Raw genomic sequence first — 17,013 nt, 5'->3', positions numbered from 1 at the left:
TCCTCCGCGCGTGGCGGCGGGCGGGGGCGCGCCCCTCCGCCAGCCGTGCCGCCTCCCCGTGTGTCCGGGGGGGGCGCGCCAGCCCCCGCCCGGCCCCCCCCCCCCCCCTCACTCATGTGTCAGCTGTTGGCCGTGTCAGCTGTTATACGTGGACTGCGCGCGCTCCAGCCCCTCCTGGATCAGGCACTCCACCGCGTCCGCCGACCGGTCCACGAACCAGTCCAGCTCCTTGCGCTCCGTGGAGGAGAAGTCCTTCAGCACGAAGTCCGCGACCTGCATGCGGCCCGGCGGACGGCCGATGCCGCAGCGGACCCGGTGGTAGTCCGGGCCCATCGACTTCGTCATCGACTTCAGACCGTTGTGGCCGTTGTCCCCGCCGCCCAGCTTCAGGCGCAGCGTCGGGTAGTCGATGTCCAGCTCGTCGTGGACCGCGACGATCCGGTCGAGCGGCACCTTGTAGAAGTCCCGCAGCGCCGTCACCGGGCCGCCCGACAGGTTCATGAACGACATGGGCTTCGCCAGCACCACCCGCCGGTTCAGAGGTCCCGGCGGGCCCATCCGGCCCTCCACCACCTGCGCACGGGCCTTGTGCGCCTTGAACTTCCCGCGCATCCGCTCCGCCAGCAGGTCGGCCACCATGAAACCGATGTTGTGGCGGTTGCCCGCGTACTCCGCACCCGGGTTCCCGAGCCCCACGATCAGCCAGGGCGCCGCGTCGTCCGACATCAAAAGCTCCTTATACGAAGACGACCGCCGTCCCGCTCCAGTGGAGCCGGACGGCGGTCGTTCAGCAAGTGCTGAGGGGGAGAGGCGAGACTCAGGCCTCGGAACCCTCGGCGGCCGGCTCCTCGCCCTGCGGGGCGACGACCTGCAGGACGGCGAGGTCGCCGTCGACGGCCAGCGTGGTGCCGGCCGGGAGGACCAGGTCCTTCGCGTGCACGGTGGCGCCGGCCTCCAGGCCCGCGATGGAGACGGTGACCTCGGTCGGGATGTTGGTGGCCTCGGCCTCGACCGAGATCGTGTTCTGGAGGGTCTCCAGCATGTTGTTGCCCGCGGCCAGGTCGCCCTCGGTGACGATCGCGACGTCGACGGTGACCTTCTCGCCCTTCTTGACGATCAGGTAGTCGACGTGGGAGATCGAGCGCTTCAGCGGGTGCTTCTGAACGGCCTTCGGGATGACCAGCTCGGTGCCGCCGTCAACGATGTCCAGGGAGATCAGGACGTTGGCGGTGCGGAGCGCCAGCTGCAGGCCGTGGCCCTCGACGTCGACGTGCTTCGGCTCGGTGCCGTGGCCGTAGATGACGCCGGGAACCATGCCGTCGCGGCGGGCCTGGCGGGCAGCGCCCTTGCCGAACTGGGTGCGGGTCTTCGCGGAAAGCTTGATCTCGGACATGCTCACTCCTCGTGGGGTGACGGAAATGGACGATAGTCACCCGGCCGGAACACGGCCTGCTACGAAGAGCGCGTCGATAACGGAGAGCCGGAAACCCCTTCGGAAAATCCGAAAACAGGTACGGCCTCCCTCGCCGAGCAACTCAAGGAGTGTACCCGGCGGGGAGGCCGTACCCAAAAAGGATCTAGCGCACCGAAGTGTTTACTGCTGCTCTTCGAACAGGCTGGTGACCGAGCCGTCCTCGAAGACCTCGCGCACCGCGCGGGCGATCATCGGGGCGATGGACAGCACCGTGATCTTGTCGAGCTCCAGGTCGGACGGGTCCGGCAGGGTGTTCGTGAACACGAACTCGCTGACCTTGGAGTTCTTCAGACGGTCGGCGGCCGGGCCCGACAGGATGCCGTGCGTGGCCGTCACGATGACGTCCTCCGCGCCGTGCGCGAAGAGCGCGTCGGCGGCGGCGCAGATGGTGCCACCCGTGTCGATCATGTCGTCGACCAGGACGCAGACGCGACCCTTGACCTCACCGACGACCTCGTGGACGGTCACCTGGTTGGCGACGTCCTTGTCGCGGCGCTTGTGGACGATCGCCAGCGGCGCGTCCAGACGGTCGCACCAGCGGTCGGCGACGCGCACGCGGCCGGCGTCCGGGGAGACGATCGTCAGCTTGGCGCGGTCCACCTTGGCGCCGACGTAGTCCGCGAGGACCGACAGGGCCGAAAGGTGGTCGACCGGGCCGTCGAAGAAGCCCTGGATCTGGTCCGTGTGCAGGTCGACCGTCAGGATCCGGTCGGCACCCGCGGTCTTGAGCAGGTCGGCGACCAGACGGGCCGAGATCGGCTCGCGGCCCTTGTGCTTCTTGTCCTGGCGGGCGTACCCGTAGGACGGGACGATCACGGTGATGGAGCGTGCCGACGCGCGCTTGAGCGCGTCGATCATGATCAGCTGCTCCATGATCCACTTGTTGATCGGAGCCGTGTGGCTCTGGATCAGGAAGCAGTCCGCGCCACGTGCCGACTCCTGGAAGCGGACGTAGATCTCGCCGTTCGCGAAGTCGAAAGCCTTGGTCGGCACGAGGCCGACACCGAGCTGGTGCGCGACCTCCTCGGCCAGCTCGGGGTGGGCGCGGCCGGAGAAGAGCATCAGCTTCTTCTCGCCGGTCGTCTTGATCCCGGTCACAGCACTGTCTCCTCAGACGTGGGAAAGCTGCTCGCCCCCATGTGCGTCCGTCCCGCACACGGTGAGCCAGCCGAATTGCGTGCACCTATCACGGTACGCCGTCTCGGGCGTAGCCGTTTCCGGTCAGTTCACCTCAGCGTTCGTCGGAGTCCTCGTGGACCGCCGACTGAGCCGCTGTCGCGGCGGCACTTCCCGGACGCTTGCGGGCCACCCAGCCCTCGATATTCCGCTGCTGGCCACGGGCCACGGCCAGTGCGCCGGGCGGCACATCCTTGGTGATCACGGACCCGGCGGCCGTGTAGGCGCCGTCCCCGATCGTGACGGGAGCCACAAACATGTTGTCCGAACCCGTCTTGCAGTGTGAGCCGACGGTCGTGTGGTGCTTGTGCTCACCGTCGTAGTTCACGAACACGCTGGCGGCGCCGATGTTCGTGTACTCGCCGATCGTCGCGTCGCCGACGTACGAGAGGTGCGGAACCTTGGTGCCCTCGCCGATCGTGGCGTTCTTCATCTCCACGTACGTACCGGCCTTGGCCTTCGCGCCCAGGTTCGTGCCCGGACGCAGGTACGCGAAGGGACCCACGGTCGCCGACTCGCCGACGACGGCGGTGTCCGCCACCGTGTTGTCCACGCGGGCGCGCGGACCGACGTGCGTGTCCGTCAGGCGGCTGTTCGGGCCGACCTCGGCCTCTTCGGCGATGTGCGTGGTGCCCAGCAGCTGGGTGCCCGGGTGGACGACGGCGTCGCGGCCGAAGGTCACGGTCACGTCGACGAGCGTGCTCGCCGGGTCGACGATCGTCACGCCGGCGAGCATCGCGCGCTCCAGCAGGCGGGCGTTCAGCAGCGCGCGGGCCTCGGCGAGCTGGACCCGGTTGTTGATCCCGAGGATCTGCCGGTGGTCCGCGCCAACGGCGGCGCCGACGCGGTGGCCGGCCTCGCGCAGGATGCCGAGCACGTCGGTGAGGTACTCCTCGCCCTGGCTGTTGTCGGTGCGGACCTTGCCGAGGGCGTCCGCGAGCAGGGCGCCGTCGAAGGCGAAGACCCCGGAGTTGATCTCGCGGATCGCGCGCTGGGCGTCGGTGGCGTCCTTGTGCTCGACGATGGCGGTGACCGCCCCGTCGGCGCCGCGGATGATGCGGCCGTAGCCGGTGGAGTCCGGGACCTCGGCGGTCAGCACGGTGACGGCGTTGCCGTCGGCCTCGTGCGTGGCCGTCAGTGCGGCCAGGGTCTCGCCGGTCAGCAGCGGGGTGTCGCCGCAGACGACGACCACGGTGCCGGTGGGCTGGCCGCCCAGCTCTTCGAGGGCCATCCGGACGGCGTGCCCGGTGCCGTTCTGCTCGTACTGGACCGCGGTGCGGACGTCGGCGTCGATGGCGGCGAGGTGCGCGGTGACCTGTTCGCGGGCGTGCCCGACGACGACGACGAGGTGCGTCGGGTCCAGCTCGCGGGAGGCGGCGACGACGTGACCGACGAGCGAGCGCCCGCTGATCTCGTGCAGAACCTTGGGTGTGGCCGACTTCATGCGGGTGCCTTCACCCGCTGCGAGTACGACGACGGCTGCCGGGCGGTTGGCGCTCACGGGTGTGCCCTTCGGCTTCGGGTGGTGGACCCGTGAAGGATACCGGTGGGCTTGGGGCGCTAAACGAGGCCGGGTCCCGACCGGAATAGTCGGGACCCGAACTCGATTGGCTCCCGGGGCAGGAGTCGAACCTGCGTCGTACCCAGATTCAAAGTCTGGTCGCCCCTGCCGACAGAGCAACCCGGGATTGCGCGCCGTCAGCCTACGCGTTTCTACGGCGTGCCTCTACTGCCATCCGGGCCCACCACCCTTCGATACGGCGGTACAGCTCGGCGCTGCCGAGCACGTTGACGACCAGGCAACCCCGGTAGTCGTCGCCGGTGTTCTTCCGTACAGTCGTCGGGTTGTGCTTCTTGAGCGTTGTCCTCTGGAGCTGCGAAAGATCCACTTTGGCCAGGTCAGCCCAGTACTGCTCGGCGCCGCGCACATCCCCGGACTCGTGGATCATGACGCGGTAGCGGAGTTTCTCGCGGTCCACGCCGAGGACGGCCAGCCAGGCCAAGTAGAGGTGGATCATGTCGGGATCACTGTTGACGAAGGTCACGCGTTCGCGTCGGGAGTAGGTCTTGCTCTTCGATCCCTCGGCCCAATAGAGCCCCACGCCGACCAGGAAGAGTTCCCGCTCGGACATCTCGCCCAGTTCCTCGGCGGCTTGCAATTTGGTCTCCTGTCGCTCCTCCTCGCGCCGCTCAAGCGTCCTTTCCCACCCGCGCTTGGCGATCGCCGAGGCCTCTTCTGCGGTGCGCTGCCGCTCCGGCTTCGGGAGGTCGCGGACCCAGAGGGAGATCGAGCTCTTCGAGCAGCCCAGCTCGACCTGGATCTCGTCGTACGTCATGCCCTGGAGACGGAGTTTGCGGGCTCGGTCGCGGAGGTCGTCCTTCGCATTCGGGCGCTTCGTCCACTCGGGTGGAGGCTCTCCCTTCACCAGGCTGTTGAGGATGTTGTTGTTGTGGACGCCCAGGCGGTCCCGTATCTGGCGCAGGCTGAGGCCCTCGCGCCGCAGGGCGATCGCTTGCTCCCGCAGGGATTCGAAGGTCGCGGTTCCGGTGCGGAGCCCGCCGGTGCCGTCGCCGGGGCGACGTCGGATTTCGGTCATGTCGCCAATGTGGTCCGGAATGTGGGATTCAGGTCTCATTCGGCGGGCTATTCAGTCGTACGTGCGGTTACCGCTGGTTTGCTGGAATTTCGTTCGGCTGTGTGCTGAGGGCCCTGCGTACGCTGGACGGCATGACCAGTACGGGGGAAGAGCAGGGAGACGCGGGGGCCGGGCGGGACGGGCCGCTGTGGTGGGAACGGCGCAGGTCGGCCGTGCTGGACGTGGGGCTCGGCGGGGTGTCCGCCGTCGAGTGCGCGGTGGAGGGTGTCGGGTTCGCCCGCGAGGCCGGGGTTCCGGTCTGGGCCGGGGTGCTGTTCGGGGCCGGGGTCGGTGCCACGCTCGTGCTGCGCAGGCGCTGGCCGATCGCCGTGGTGCTGGTCGGGATCGCCGTGTCGCCCGCCGCCATGGGGTTCCTGCTCGGCGTGGTCGGGCTGTACACGCTCGCCACCTCCGAGGTGCCCCGGCGGATCACCGCCACCCTCGCGTCGATGTCGCTGGCCGCGACCTTCGTGGTGATGTACCTGCGGACCCGTGGGGACGAGGGGGCCGGTCACACCCTCGTCATCGTGCTCTCCGTGTTCGTGGCGGTGGCGCTGACCGTGCCCCCGGTACTGCTCGGGCTGTACATAGGGGCGCGGCGCCGGCTGATGGAGAGCCTGCACGAACGCGCGGACTCGCTGGAGCGGGAGCTGTCGCTGCTCGCGGACCGGGCGGAGGAGCGGGCCGAGTGGGCCCGTACGGAGGAGCGGACGCGGATCGCGCGGGAGATGCACGACGTGGTCGCGCACCGGGTGTCGCTGATGGTGGTGCACGCGGCGGCGCTGCAGGCGATCGCGCTGAAGGATCCGGCGAAGGCCGTGAAGAACGCGGCGCTCGTGGGGGATATGGGGCGGCAGGCGCTGACGGAGCTGCGGGAGATGCTGGGCGTGCTGCGGGCGGAGGCTCCGAAGCCGGTGGCGGCCGTGACCGCGCCCGTGGCCCTGGTGGGGAGCTTCGAGGACGGGCCGACGCTGGCGGAGCTGGAGGCGCTGGTCGGGCAGTCGCGGGCGGCCGGGATGGCCGTGGTGCTCGATGTCCGGGGGGAGTGCGCGGCCGCGTACGCGGCGGAGGTGGAGCAGACGGCGTACCGGGTGGTCCAGGAGGCGCTGACCAACTGCCACAAGCACGCTCCGGGCGCGCGGGTCGTCGTACGGCTGGCGCACCGGGAGGGCGAGGTCGCCATGCAGGTGGAGAACGGGCCGTGTGACGGCAAGGCCGCCGAGCCGGGTCTGCCGAGCGGCGGCAACGGGCTGGTCGGCATGCGGGAGCGGGTCCTCGGCCTGGGCGGGGTCTTCGTCTCCGGCCCGACGGACGAGGGCGGCTTCAAGGTCTCGGCGGTCCTGCCGAGCGGCGAGCGGGGGTAGGCGAGCGGGGGTAGGCGAGCGGGCGTGGGGGCGGGTGCCGGACGGCGTGATGTACGTGGCCCGGAAGCGGGGAGCGGCTTCCGGGGCCGGGTGGTCAGCCGGTCGTCAGGCGGGTGGGCTGGAGGCCGGTCAGGAGGAGGGTGAGGGCCTCGTCGAGCCCGGCTCCGAGGTACCAGTCGCCGGTGTGGTCCACGCAGTAGACCCGGCCCTCGCGGTCGATGGCGAGGTGTGACCCCCCTCCGATCAGTTGCGCGTCGGCCTCGACGCCGAGCGGGCAGAGCTGGGTGGAGAGGGCGCGGCCGAGGTCGGCGAAGGTGCGGGCGAGGTGGAGGCCCGTGAGGGGGTCCAGGCGGATCGCGGTGGGTGCGATCTGGCGGCCGGGGCCCGGGGCGGTGACGGTGAGGTTCCCGAATTCCGCCCAGGCTTCGACGGCGGCCGGGAAGACGGTGTGGCGGTGCCCGGCGGGGGTGGTGTGGTCGCGCAGGGCGTCGGCCCAGTACTCGGCCTGCTTGATGTCCCAGCGGCCCGGCTCCCAGCCGGCGGAGCGCAGGGCGGCGTCCACGGCGACCGGGAAGCGGGCGGCCGAGGAGCGGGCGTAGGAAGCGGAGGTGGCGGTCATGGTGGCTACTCGGGGTGGGTGAGGTCGACGGGGCGTACGCCGAAGTGGGCGAGGAGGGCCTCGCAGGAGCGGCAGGGGGGTGCGTAGCTGCCGTGGAGCGGGTCGCCGTCCTCGCGGATGCGGCGGGCGGTGATCTTGGAGTGCTTGAGGGAGCGGCGGGCCTCGCTCGGGGTGAGCGGCTTGCGCGAGGCGCGCTTGCTGCGGGCGCCCTCGACGGCGGCGAGGTGGCGGGAGAGCAGGATCGCCTCCGGACATCGGCCGGTGAAACGTTCGCGCTGGCCGCTGGTGAGGGTGTCGAGGAAATCCTGGACCAGGGCGTGCAGTACGGGGGGCAGGTCGGCCTTGCCCGCGGTGCCGGTGAGGGTTTCGCCGCGTACGGAGAGGGCGGCGGCCACGGTCGGCAGGATGCCGTCACGGCGGAAGCGGAGCGTGGGCACGGCGGCGCGGCCCTCGCCGCTGCCCCAGCGCAGGCGGGGGTCGCCCGGGCCCTGCGCGGGCCCGGCGCCGTGGCCGGCGGTGTGGGCCTGTGCCGGGATGGACGCGGATTCGCCCGCTCCCGTAGGTCCAACGGTTCCCGGGTGTCCGGGGGTTCCCATGGGCCCTGAGTCGGCGTCGGCCGGCCCTGTGCGTGTTGCCGTGTTCTGCATGGTTGCGCTTTCCCTCCCGTGCCCGCGGCGGTGACCGCTGTCGCGCACGCCCCCGTGCCGTGGGGACAGCCTGTCAAATGTCGCCTCAGATGTGGAAGCGGGGTCGAATATTCGTATCAATTCGGATGTTCCCGGCCGTCGCGCGGGTGCCCCGGTCGCGGGCGGGTGACGCCCTTGCCGGAGCACATAGGCTGTGGTGAACCAGCCAGATCCAGCAGGGGGCTACCGCCATGACGACAGGTCGGCTCGGGCATCAGGCCGCGCCACCCAACGCCGCTTACTCGGGGCAGGTCGTGCATTTCCCGGACCCCGTCCGGGCCGCTCGCCATCCCCACGGAGTCCGCATCGGTGCGAACGGGCATCCCGACTTCGCGCCCTACGCGCGCGCGGCGGTGGAGATCGCCGATCCGCCGGAGGGCTTCGGCGTGGACGAGTTGCGCCTGACGGACTGCGTGTCCGCGAACGCCGCCATGCGGGCGACCGGCCACGAACTGTGGGACACGGTCGGCCCGGTGTCGACCCCGCACGGCTGGACCTGGCACCACGTGTCCGGCACCCGCCGGATGGAGCTGGTCCCGGTGGAGGTCAAGGCGCTGCTGCGGCACCACGCGGGCCTGACCACGGCCGCGGTGGACCACACGAAGCGCGGTACGCGGCCCTTGCAGGAGGCGCGCCCGGTCCACCTGGGGCTGCCCAAGACGGTGGTCTCGGTGTCCGAGCAGCAGGTGCAGGGGGTCGAGGAGGACCTCGGCTACCGGCTCCCGGAGGCCTACCGCTCGTTCCTGAAGGCGGCCGGCGGTTGTGCGCCGGTGGGCACGGGGCTGGACGTGGAGCTCGGCCTGCTGGTGGACCAGCCCTTCTTCACGGTGCGCGAGGAGGCGGCGGTCAACGACCTCGTCTACGTCAACAAGTGTCTGCGGGACCACCTCACGAAGGACTACCTCTGCGTGGCCTTCGCACAGGGCGGGCTCGTCGCGGTGAAGGTGCGGGGCGAGTCGATCGGTTCGGTGTGGTTCTCCCCGTACGACGACGCCCGCGACCAGGACGGCTGGTCGGTCCAGGAGCGCGTGGAGCGGTTGCTGTTGCCGTGCGGTACGGATTTCGACGCCTTTCTGGAGCGACTGGCGGGTAATCCGCCGGAGTTGGAAACGGTGGCCGGTCTGATGGTGGACGGCGGATTCGCACGCTCGGTTCCCGTGGCCGGGTCGGTTCCGGCGGCGGGTTCCGCGCCGGAAGAGGGGTGACGGCGCGATGGTGACGTTTGCGCAGGCGCAGGAGCGCGCCGAGGAGTGGATCAACGGGGACGTTCCCTCGTACCAGCACCGCGAGGTGCGCGTACGGGAGTTCGGGCTCGGTTTCGTGGTGTGGGCGGAGGACCGCCCGGCCGGTCCCGTGTCCGGTGGCGGCCGCCAGCGGTTGGTCATCGCGCGGGACAGCGGGGAGGTGACCCTCTGGCCCGGGCTGCCGGTGGGTGAGGTGATCCGCCGCTACGAGGAGGAGTACGGGGCTTCGGCCGCGCCGGCCGAGGCTTCGGTTCCGGTGCCGCGGATCGACTCGGAGCAGACCTCGTTCATGCTGAGCCCGCCGGAGTGGCTGCAGGAGGCCGCGGACCGGGCGGGAATTCCGCCGGTGGCTCCGGCCGTGCCGGTGGCTCCTGCGGCTCCGGTCGCTCCGGTGGCTCCGGTCGGTTCACAGGGTGCCGCGGAGCCGGTGCCGTTGCGGCGCGGGGGCGAGGTCCCCTACGAGCCGACCGCCAACGAAGGGGTGCCGTCCGGTGCCACGCCGTGGGCCGGGACCGATGTGAACGCCGACGACTCGGTGTCCGTGCCGCTGCCGGCGACGGTGTTCTCGCCGCCGCTGTCCGGGTCGGACCTGGAGGACGCTCCGCCGTCCTCCGGGGTGGGTCCGGAGGCCCGGACCACGCTGATGCCGAGGGGCAGCGAGCTGCCGAAGACGGCCGTCGCTACGCCCGCGCTGGACCTGGACGCGGGGTCGCGGGCGGGGTCGCGGGGCGGGTCCGGATCCGGATCCGGACCGGTGGCGCCGTCGGCTCCCGTTCAGGCGCCGGTTCAGGCGCCGGCTCAGGCCCAGGCTCCGGTTCCCGCTCCCGCTCCTGCTTCGCCCTCCGGTGACATCGCCGACGCGCCGACGAGCAAGGCCCGGATCAACCGGCCCGCCGCCGCGCCCGTGACGCCGCCGGGTCCGCCCGGCGTGCCCGGTGGCGGTGCCGAGCAGCCTTCGTACGCCGCCACCATGCTCGCGAGTCCGGGCGGACCGCAGCAGCCGACGCCTCCGGGTCCGCCCGGGGCGCCTGGTGCTCCCGGTGTGCCCGGTGGCGGGCTGGACCATGCCGCGACGATGCTGGCCGGTCCGGCCGTGACCGGGCAGCCGCCCGCGCCTCCCGGCCCGCCGGGTGCGCCGGGTGCGCCGGGTGCGTCCGGCGGGGGCGGAGCCTCGTACGCCGCCACCATGCTGGCGGCCCCCGGCGGCCCGCAGCCGCCCGGCCCGCCCGGTCCTCCCGGGGTGCCCGGCGCGGGTCAGCAGCCGACGCCTCCGGGTCCGCCCGGGGCGCCTGGTGCTCCTGGTGTGCCCGGTGGCGGGCTGGACCATGCCGCGACGATGCTGGCCGGTCCGGCCGTGACCGGGCAGCCGCCCGCGCCTCCCGGCCCGCCCGGAGCTCCCGGCGCGCCCGGCGGCGCGGCGCATCACGCCGCCACCATGCTCGCGGGTCCCGGCGTACCCCAGCCGCCCGGTCCGCCCGGTCCCGCGCCGCAGGCCCCCGTACCGCAGGCGTCCGCCCCGGCTCCCGGGGTGCCCACGGTCGGTCCCGGCTACCAGGCCGTGCTGCGCTACCGGGCGCCCGACGGCTCCGAGCAGCAGCTCATCCGCCGCTCCGCGCCCGGTACCCCGCACCCGGAGTGGCAGATCCTGTACGAGCTGCGCGCGATGAACGTGCCTCCGCAGCAGGTGCTGGAGCTGCACACCGAGCTGGCCTCGTGCGAGCTGCCCGGCGGCTACTGCGCCCGCATGATCCGGGAGACCTGGCCGCAGGTCCGGATCACGAGCGTGGCCCCGTACGGGACCGACCACGCGGGCCGGCAGCAGGGCATGCGGCACCTGCTGACCCATCAGGGCGAGCTGCACCAGGTGGCGGACGGTCCGGCGCGCCCCGCGCCGGTCCGCGCTCCGCTGCCGCAGGTGCCGTTGCAGCCGGCGATCCCGCTGGACGGGATCGCGCAGGAGCTGGCGGGGGCGTTCGGGCCGCAGGGCGTGTTCCGCTTCGAGCAGCGCGCGGTGTCCCGGCAGGGTGTGCCGGAGATCGTGGCGCAGACGCTGATGTGGTCGGGACTGCCGGTCGATTTCGGGCCGTTCTTCTGGGCGCAGGCCGTACCGGGTGCTCCGCTGCCGACGCTGGCCGAACTGGCGGCGCAGCGGCAGGTGCAGCCGGCTTCGGACGCGGGTTCGTACCTCGTCGTCGGCAGCGACTTCGGCAAGGCGCTGTGCGTGCAGTACGGGACCGCGCACATCGTCGCGGTGCCGGTGGAGGCCGGTCCGGGCGGGGCCCCGGTGCCGGCGCAGTTCGTGAACTCCTCGCTGCCGCAGTTCGTGCGGTCGTTGGCGATGCTGGGTCACATGTGGCGGCTGCGCCAGCATCTGACGCCGGAGCAGGCGGGCCGCTGGACCGTCGATTTCCAGGCGAATCTGGCGGGGCTCGACAGTGCCGCGCTGGCGTCCCCGGAGAACTGGTGGTCGGTCCTGTTGGAGCAGATGTGGGACGGACTTCTCTAATCGCCGCTCGCCACGGCTGATCGCTCACCGATCGCTCGCAGATCACTCATCGATCCGGATGGCCGGGTTGGGACCCTCGAACAGGGTCCCGGCCCGGCCATTCGGGCTTCTGCCACCAAATGACGCATCCTTGACAGGAATCCCCGCGAGAGAGGCGCTTCCAGGATGAGTGCACCCTTTACGACCGTGCGCGGCCGCGGCTACCGCACGGAAGAGGTGGACCGGTACCTCGTACGGCTGTCGGGGAGCCGGGACGAGGCCTGGGAGCGGGTGGCCCGGCTGACCGTGCTGGCCAAGCGGATGGAGGCGGAGGCGGAGCGGCTGCGGGCCGAGGTGTCCGCGCTGGCCCCGCAGACGTACGACGAGCTCAGCGAGCGCGCCCGCCGGATCCTGCTGCTGGCCGAGGAGGAGGCCGAGACGCTACGGCTGGACGCGCGGGCGGACGCGCTGGCGGCGGCGGGAGCCGCCGAGGCGCACGCCGACCGGGTGGCGGAGCTGGCGCGCACGGACGCGGAGGCGGTGCGCGAGCAGACCGAGGTCCGGGCCCGGCAGGGGCTGCTGCGGGCGGGGCGCGAGGCGGACGACGCGCGGGCGGAGGCGCGGGACGACGCGGCGGCGTGGCGGGCGGACGCGCAGGCGGCGCTGGCCGAGATGCGCCGCCGGTCGGACGCGCTGCTCGCGGAGCGCGAGCAGGAACACGTGGAGCGGTGGGACGCGGCGGAACGGGAACTGGCGGCGCGGGAGGCGGAGCTGGAGGCCCGGCACGTGGAGCTGGAGCGCTACGCGGAGTCCCGGCTGGCGGAGGCGAAGCGCGGGTTCGCGGAGGCGGAGGAGGCCGCGCGGCACGGGCAGGAGGACGCCGAGGCCAGGGGCCGGGAGCTGATCGCGCAGGCGCGGGTGCGGGAGGAGCGGGTCGGCCGGGAGACGGACCGGATCCTGCGCGAGCACACGGAGTCGCAGGAGGAGATGCGGGCCCACATGAACCACGTCCGCTCCAGCCTCGCGGCGCTGACGGGCCGGGCCCCGGCGGAGGGCTGAACCACCGCCTCATCGGTTCCGTGCGGCTACGGGGCCGGCTTGTGCCGGGCGTAGTAGCGGGCGACCCGGGCGCGGTTGCCGCAGATCGATGCCACGCACCAGCGGCGCCGCGGATGCGCCGGAAGGAACAGCAGTACGCACTCCGCGCCCTCGCACTCGCGGACCTCGCCGATCCGCCCACCGAGCAGCAGTTCCGCCACGGCTTCGGCGAGCTCCGCCGCGAGCCTGCGCGCCGCGGGCGCTCCCGGTGCGCGGACGGTGGCGGCCGTCAGCCCGGCTCCGGGGGTCCAGGTGAGCTCCCGGTGTGAGGGGGCGGCGGCCAGCGCGGAGTTCAGGGTGCGCATCGCCCCCGCCGGGGGCTCCGCGCCGGCGCGGGCCGCGGTCAGGGCCGCGCGCGCCGCCTCCCGTACGGAACGGACGGCGGCCACTTCCGCCGTGCCCACCGGCGGCAGCTCCGTCAGACGGTCCCGCTGGGTCTCCAGCCAGTCCGCGAGGCCGGCCGGGTCCGCGACGAGGTCCCCGATCGCGGTGTCGGTGTTGAGGAGGTCCAGGGCGAGGGGTTCGCCGGTGAGGGGGAAAGTCGCTGTCATGGTTCCACTCTATCTCTGACTAATGGGTGAGATGACCCTTGACCCGTTAGTGATCTCCGGTGAGACTAATGGAAACAACGCCCTTGGAGGAATGTGATGACCGCCGTGCCCGCCATCCGTCACCGCAGCGTCGACGTCGCCGGAGTCCAGGTCGCCTACCGCGAGAGCGGTCCGGCCGACGGCCCCGTCCTGCTTCTCCTGCACGGCTTCCCGACCTCCTCGCACCAGTTCGCCCGCCTGATGGACGCCCTCGGCTCCACCCCGTACCGGCTGATCGCCCCGGACTACCCCGGCTTCGGCCGCACCCGGGCCCCGGACGGGTTCACGTACACCTTCGACCGCCTCGCGGACATCGTGGAGGGCTTCACCGACGCCCTCGGCCTGGAGGGCTACGCCCTCTACGTCTTCGACTTCGGCGCCCCCGTCGGCCTGCGCCTCGCCGAGCGCCGGCCGGACCGGGTGACCGGCCTGATCGTGCAGAACGGCAACGCGTACGAGGAGGGACTGTCGGACATGGCCCGGGAGTTCGCCGGGCTGCGCCGGGAGGTGCCGGGCAACGAGGAGCAGGTGCGGGGGCTGTTCGGCGAGGACGGCACCCGGTTCCAGTACGAGGCGGGCGTCGCCGACACCTCCCTGATCTCCCCGGACGGCTGGACGCTCGACGTCCACTACCTGGGTCTGCCCGGACGCGCCGACGCCCAGGCCGACCTCGCCTTCGACTACCACTCGAACTTCGCCCACTACCCGGCCTGGCAGGCCTGGCTCCGCGCGGCGGGGGTTCCGGTCCTCGTCGTCTGGGGCGAGGGCGACCCCTTCTTCCTGCCCGCGGGCGCGAAGGCGTACCAGCGGGACGTGCCCGACGCCGAGGTGCACCTCTTCGAAGGCGCCGGGCACTTCGCGCTGGAGACGCACCTTGCGGAGATCGCCCCGCTGATCGAGGACTTCCTGGCGAAGCTGGGCTGAGCCCGGCCCGCGGCGGCCTCAGCCGACTGCGGCGGCGCCGCCCGCCTCGTGCCGGAAGGGGTCGCTGCGCAGCCCGCTGCCGCTGCTGACCACCACGGTGAAGGCGGCCGGTGCCGGGTCCGGCAGGGGAGCCGTCAGGGTGCCGCCCGATGCGTCCACGGAGGTGCCGGCGGCCGGGAGCGGTACGGAGTCCAGCTCCACGCGCGGGTCGCTCCCGAAGCCGCCGCCCCCGACGAGCAGCCGCCCGTCGGCGACCGTGACGTGGGTGATGACCGGGTTCGCCCGGGTCGCCATCTTGTTCACCAGGTAGGCCCCGGCCGGGGCTCCCGTCAGCGCCCACATCTCCGCCGGGAGCTTCGGCAGTCCGCCGCCGACGTCCGTCACGAAGAACGCCACCACGTAGAGCATGGTGACCGCGCTCAGGGCGACGTACTGGAGGTCGACCAGGTCGGTCCGCCCGCCGTCGTTCGAGATCAGGTCGTGCAGCGGGCGCCGCCCGGCGCCCTTCGGTGCGGGTTTGGCCATGCTGCCGTTCTCCACGCGCACGCCGACCACCGCCTTCGCCCCGATCATGGCGGCGTACGGGCCCCCGAGCAGCGGGAGGTAGACGCTGGTCAGCGAGGACAGGGGGCCGTCGGGGCCCTGGAACCAGGCGACTCCGCCGCCCGCGGTGAGCCCGTAGACGAGGATCGCGAGGAGCAGCCAGACCAGGATCACCGTCCAGGCCAGGGCCAGGGTGGTGGAGGTGGAGAGGCGGCCGTCGCGGCCGGTGACGAAGCCCGGGTGCCGGACGAGCCGCAGGGTGACGGGGCCGGCGACGGCGGCGAGTAAGGCGAGTGCGAAGAGTGCGGAAAGCATGGTGTCCCCCCGGGAGTGTGTCTCCGCAGAGAGTTACTCGTTCGGTCGGGTCATGACAAGTCATCCCCGCGCCGGGTCCTGGTCCCGCTCCTGGTCCCCGCCGGGTCCCGCTCCCGGGCCCGCGACTACTCCCGCAGTTCCGGCAGGACCGGGAACCGGCGCGGTGCCATCAGCAGCAGCACGAGCGCCGACGCGACCGCCGCCACCGACGCGCCGAGGAAGATGTGGTCCCCGGCGGCGTCCACCGCGCGCCGCAGGTAGTCGGACGCGTCCGGCGTGAGCAGCCCCGGCTGGGCCAGGGCCTTGGCCACGTCGTCCAGGTGCGAGGGGAGTCCGGTCATCGGGGCGTCCGCCAGCCGGCCGCTGATGGTGGCGTTGGCGACGGCCCCGAGCAGGGCCGCTCCGATGCTCTGGCCGACGTTGCGGCAGAACAGCACCGACGCGGTGGTGGTTCCGCGCTCCGCCCAGCCCACCGTGGACTGGACGCCGACGGTCAGCGGGAGCTGGAAGAGCCCGAGGGCCCCGCCCAGCAGGAGCATGATCAGCGCGGGCTGCCAGATGGTCGGGGGGTAGGGGAGCAGGGTGAAGGAGAAGAGGATCACGGCGGCCAGGGAGACCCCGATGGCGGCGGTGTTGCGGAAGCCGATCCGCCGGTAGACGTGCTGGGAGAAGGCGGCGCTGATGGGCCAGCTCAGGGTCATCGCGGAGGTGACCAGGCCGGCGCTGGTGGGGCCGAGGCCGAGCACGGTCTGCGCGTACGTCGGCATGAACACCATCGGGGCCACCATCAGCAGGCCGAGCGCGGCCATGGCGAGGTTGACGGCGGCGATGGTGCGCCGGCGCCACACCCAGCCGGGCAGAATCGGTTCCGCGGCCCGCCGTTCGATCCGCACGACCAGGGCGCCGAACGCCGCGCTCGCACCCAGCAGCCCCAGTGAGGGCGCCGACAGCCAGGGCCAGGCGACTCCGCCCTGGACGAGTGCGAAGAGCAGCAGCCCGCCGCAGGCGAAGACGCCGAGGGCGCCGGCCCAGTCGACGGGGCCCCGGCGGCCCGGGGCGCGGGTGGGCTCGACCAGGTGACGGCTGATGATCCACAGGGCGGCGGCCGCCGCCGGCAGGTTGAGCAGGAAGATCCAGCGCCAGTCGGTGTACGAGGCGATGAGCCCGCCGAGCGCGGGGCCGGCCAGTGCGGAGGAGGCCCACACCACGGACATCCGGGCCTGGATGCGCGGGCGGTCCTTGAGCGCGTAGAGGTCGGCGGCCAGGGTGTGGACGGTTCCTTGCAGGGCGCCGCCGCCGAGGCCCTGGAGGACCCGGAAGGCGATGAGGGCGGCCATGTTCCAGGCGGACGCGCACAGCAGCGAGCCGAGGAGGAAGAGGCTGATGCCGAAGAGCAGGACGGGCTTGCGGCCGTAGGTGTCGGAGAACTTGCCGTAGACGGGCAGGGTGACGGTTCCGGCCAGGATGTAGCCGGAGAAGATCCAGGAGAAGAGGGCGAAGCCGCCGAGGTCGCCGACGATCTGCGGGACGGCGGTGGAGACGATGGCCGCGTCGATGGCGACGAGTCCCATCGTCAGCATGAGCGCGGCGACCACGGCGGTACGGGGCCGCGCGGGCGCCCCGGCCCCGGCCCCGCCGGCCTTGGCTCCAGCTCTGGCCCCGGCTCCGGCTCCGGGTATGCCGCCGGGCGGGCCCGCGGCGCCCTCGTCAGTACTCGCGCCCGTGCTCTCCCCTGATGCCATGGCCGACCCTTCCCCCGTGCGTCCCCCGTGCGTACCTGCGCAGATACCTTCTCACCGTCCCGTGGCGGAGCGGTATCCCTCAGGGTGCGTCCTCCGGAGGGCCGAGAACCCCTAGGG

General features: G+C 72.4%; 15 protein-coding genes and 1 tRNA gene. 5 read left to right on the top strand and 11 right to left on the bottom strand.

What is annotated here, in order from left to right; all coding sequences use genetic code 11:
- Positions 1-135 precede the first annotated feature (135 nt).
- The 6 genes from pth to ACFXDJ_RS27680 form a co-directional block, all read right to left on the bottom strand.
- Complete coding sequence (pth, locus tag ACFXDJ_RS27705; RefSeq protein WP_266908096.1) at positions 136-726, bottom strand: aminoacyl-tRNA hydrolase; 591 nt, start codon at positions 724-726, stop codon at positions 136-138.
- Positions 727-817: 91 nt separating this feature from the next.
- Positions 818-1,393, bottom strand: coding sequence for a 50S ribosomal protein L25/general stress protein Ctc (locus ACFXDJ_RS27700; protein ID WP_384661881.1), 576 nt, complete (start codon positions 1,391-1,393; stop codon positions 818-820).
- A gap of 201 nt (positions 1,394-1,594) precedes the next feature.
- Positions 1,595-2,572: a ribose-phosphate diphosphokinase gene (locus ACFXDJ_RS27695; RefSeq protein ID WP_215025702.1), complete on the bottom strand. Its 978-nt coding sequence runs from the start codon at positions 2,570-2,572 to the stop codon at positions 1,595-1,597.
- Between the two features lie 133 nt (positions 2,573-2,705).
- Entirely contained in the window at positions 2,706-4,151 is a 1,446-nt protein-coding gene (gene glmU, locus ACFXDJ_RS27690; protein WP_384661878.1) for a bifunctional UDP-N-acetylglucosamine diphosphorylase/glucosamine-1-phosphate N-acetyltransferase GlmU, read from the bottom strand.
- Positions 4,152-4,258: 107 nt separating this feature from the next.
- A tRNA-Gln gene (locus ACFXDJ_RS27685) sits at positions 4,259-4,338 on the bottom strand.
- Positions 4,339-4,353: 15 nt separating this feature from the next.
- The gene (locus tag ACFXDJ_RS27680) at positions 4,354-5,247 is read right to left on the bottom strand and encodes a hypothetical protein (protein ID WP_384661875.1); all 894 of its coding nucleotides are present in this window, start codon (positions 5,245-5,247) and stop codon (positions 4,354-4,356) included.
- 131 nt (positions 5,248-5,378) lie between these two features.
- On the opposite strand from ACFXDJ_RS27680, the gene ACFXDJ_RS27675 reads away from it, so the two are divergent.
- Positions 5,379-6,650, top strand: a complete 1,272-nt coding sequence (locus ACFXDJ_RS27675) for a sensor histidine kinase (protein WP_384661872.1) — start codon at positions 5,379-5,381, stop codon at positions 6,648-6,650.
- Between the two features lie 94 nt (positions 6,651-6,744).
- Here ACFXDJ_RS27675 and ACFXDJ_RS27670 read toward each other — a convergent pair whose 3' ends face one another.
- Positions 6,745-7,269, bottom strand: coding sequence for an SUKH-3 domain-containing protein (locus ACFXDJ_RS27670; RefSeq protein ID WP_384661869.1), 525 nt, complete (start codon positions 7,267-7,269; stop codon positions 6,745-6,747).
- A gap of 5 nt (positions 7,270-7,274) precedes the next feature.
- On the bottom strand, positions 7,275-7,865 hold the full coding sequence (locus ACFXDJ_RS27665) for a YwqJ-related putative deaminase (RefSeq protein ID WP_384661866.1): 591 nt from the start codon (positions 7,863-7,865) through the stop codon (positions 7,275-7,277).
- A 281-nt stretch (positions 7,866-8,146) separates the two neighbouring features.
- Between ACFXDJ_RS27665 and ACFXDJ_RS27660 the strand changes: the two genes are divergently transcribed.
- The 3 genes from ACFXDJ_RS27660 (at position 8,147) to ACFXDJ_RS27650 (ending at position 12,743) form a co-directional block, all read left to right on the top strand.
- On the top strand, positions 8,147-9,160 hold the full coding sequence (locus ACFXDJ_RS27660) for an SMI1/KNR4 family protein (RefSeq protein ID WP_384661864.1): 1,014 nt from the start codon (positions 8,147-8,149) through the stop codon (positions 9,158-9,160).
- A 7-nt stretch (positions 9,161-9,167) separates the two neighbouring features.
- The gene (locus ACFXDJ_RS27655; protein ID WP_384850668.1) at positions 9,168-11,705 is read left to right on the top strand and encodes an SUKH-4 family immunity protein; all 2,538 of its coding nucleotides are present in this window, start codon (positions 9,168-9,170) and stop codon (positions 11,703-11,705) included.
- Between the two features lie 165 nt (positions 11,706-11,870).
- Positions 11,871-12,743, top strand: coding sequence for a cellulose-binding protein (locus tag ACFXDJ_RS27650; protein WP_384658483.1), 873 nt, complete (start codon positions 11,871-11,873; stop codon positions 12,741-12,743).
- A 26-nt stretch (positions 12,744-12,769) separates the two neighbouring features.
- Here ACFXDJ_RS27650 and ACFXDJ_RS27645 read toward each other — a convergent pair whose 3' ends face one another.
- Positions 12,770-13,333: a CGNR zinc finger domain-containing protein gene (locus ACFXDJ_RS27645; RefSeq protein ID WP_384658485.1), complete on the bottom strand. Its 564-nt coding sequence runs from the start codon at positions 13,331-13,333 to the stop codon at positions 12,770-12,772.
- Between the two features lie 96 nt (positions 13,334-13,429).
- Here ACFXDJ_RS27645 and ACFXDJ_RS27640 point away from each other — a divergent pair, with 96 nt between their 5' ends.
- Positions 13,430-14,296 (top strand): alpha/beta fold hydrolase, encoded by an 867-nt coding sequence (locus tag ACFXDJ_RS27640; RefSeq protein ID WP_384850665.1) that lies wholly within the window; start codon positions 13,430-13,432, stop codon positions 14,294-14,296.
- Between the two features lie 18 nt (positions 14,297-14,314).
- On the opposite strand, the gene ACFXDJ_RS27635 is transcribed toward ACFXDJ_RS27640, so the two are convergent.
- Positions 14,315-15,154: a hypothetical protein gene (locus ACFXDJ_RS27635; RefSeq protein ID WP_384658490.1), complete on the bottom strand. Its 840-nt coding sequence runs from the start codon at positions 15,152-15,154 to the stop codon at positions 14,315-14,317.
- Between the two features lie 125 nt (positions 15,155-15,279).
- Entirely contained in the window at positions 15,280-16,896 is a 1,617-nt protein-coding gene (locus ACFXDJ_RS27630) for an MFS transporter (protein WP_384658493.1), read from the bottom strand.
- Positions 16,897-17,013: the final 117 nt, after the last annotated feature.

This window comes from Streptomyces sp. NPDC059443 (genome assembly GCF_042750105.1).
In the GTDB taxonomy this organism is placed as follows: Bacteria; Actinomycetota; Actinomycetes; order Streptomycetales; family Streptomycetaceae; genus Streptomyces.
Note: the sequence above shows the minus strand (reverse complement) of the source record. Positions and strands in the feature narration are given on the sequence as shown.

Coding starts and splice junctions, on each gene's coding strand:
- pth (WP_266908096.1), bottom strand. CDS start 726: ATGTCGGACGACGCGGCGCCCTGGCTGATCGTGGGGCTCGGGAACCCG.
- ACFXDJ_RS27700 (WP_384661881.1), bottom strand. CDS start 1,393: ATGTCCGAGATCAAGCTTTCCGCGAAGACCCGCACCCAGTTCGGCAAG.
- ACFXDJ_RS27680 (WP_384661875.1), bottom strand. CDS start 5,247: ATGACCGAAATCCGACGTCGCCCCGGCGACGGCACCGGCGGGCTCCGC.
- ACFXDJ_RS27675 (WP_384661872.1), top strand. CDS start 5,379: ATGACCAGTACGGGGGAAGAGCAGGGAGACGCGGGGGCCGGGCGGGAC.
- ACFXDJ_RS27670 (WP_384661869.1), bottom strand. CDS start 7,269: ATGACCGCCACCTCCGCTTCCTACGCCCGCTCCTCGGCCGCCCGCTTC.
- ACFXDJ_RS27665 (WP_384661866.1), bottom strand. CDS start 7,865: ATGGGAACCCCCGGACACCCGGGAACCGTTGGACCTACGGGAGCGGGC.
- ACFXDJ_RS27660 (WP_384661864.1), top strand. CDS start 8,147: ATGACGACAGGTCGGCTCGGGCATCAGGCCGCGCCACCCAACGCCGCT.
- ACFXDJ_RS27655 (WP_384850668.1), top strand. CDS start 9,168: ATGGTGACGTTTGCGCAGGCGCAGGAGCGCGCCGAGGAGTGGATCAAC.
- ACFXDJ_RS27650 (WP_384658483.1), top strand. CDS start 11,871: ATGAGTGCACCCTTTACGACCGTGCGCGGCCGCGGCTACCGCACGGAA.
- ACFXDJ_RS27645 (WP_384658485.1), bottom strand. CDS start 13,333: ATGACAGCGACTTTCCCCCTCACCGGCGAACCCCTCGCCCTGGACCTC.
- ACFXDJ_RS27640 (WP_384850665.1), top strand. CDS start 13,430: ATGACCGCCGTGCCCGCCATCCGTCACCGCAGCGTCGACGTCGCCGGA.
- ACFXDJ_RS27635 (WP_384658490.1), bottom strand. CDS start 15,154: ATGCTTTCCGCACTCTTCGCACTCGCCTTACTCGCCGCCGTCGCCGGC.
- ACFXDJ_RS27630 (WP_384658493.1), bottom strand. CDS start 16,896: ATGGCATCAGGGGAGAGCACGGGCGCGAGTACTGACGAGGGCGCCGCG.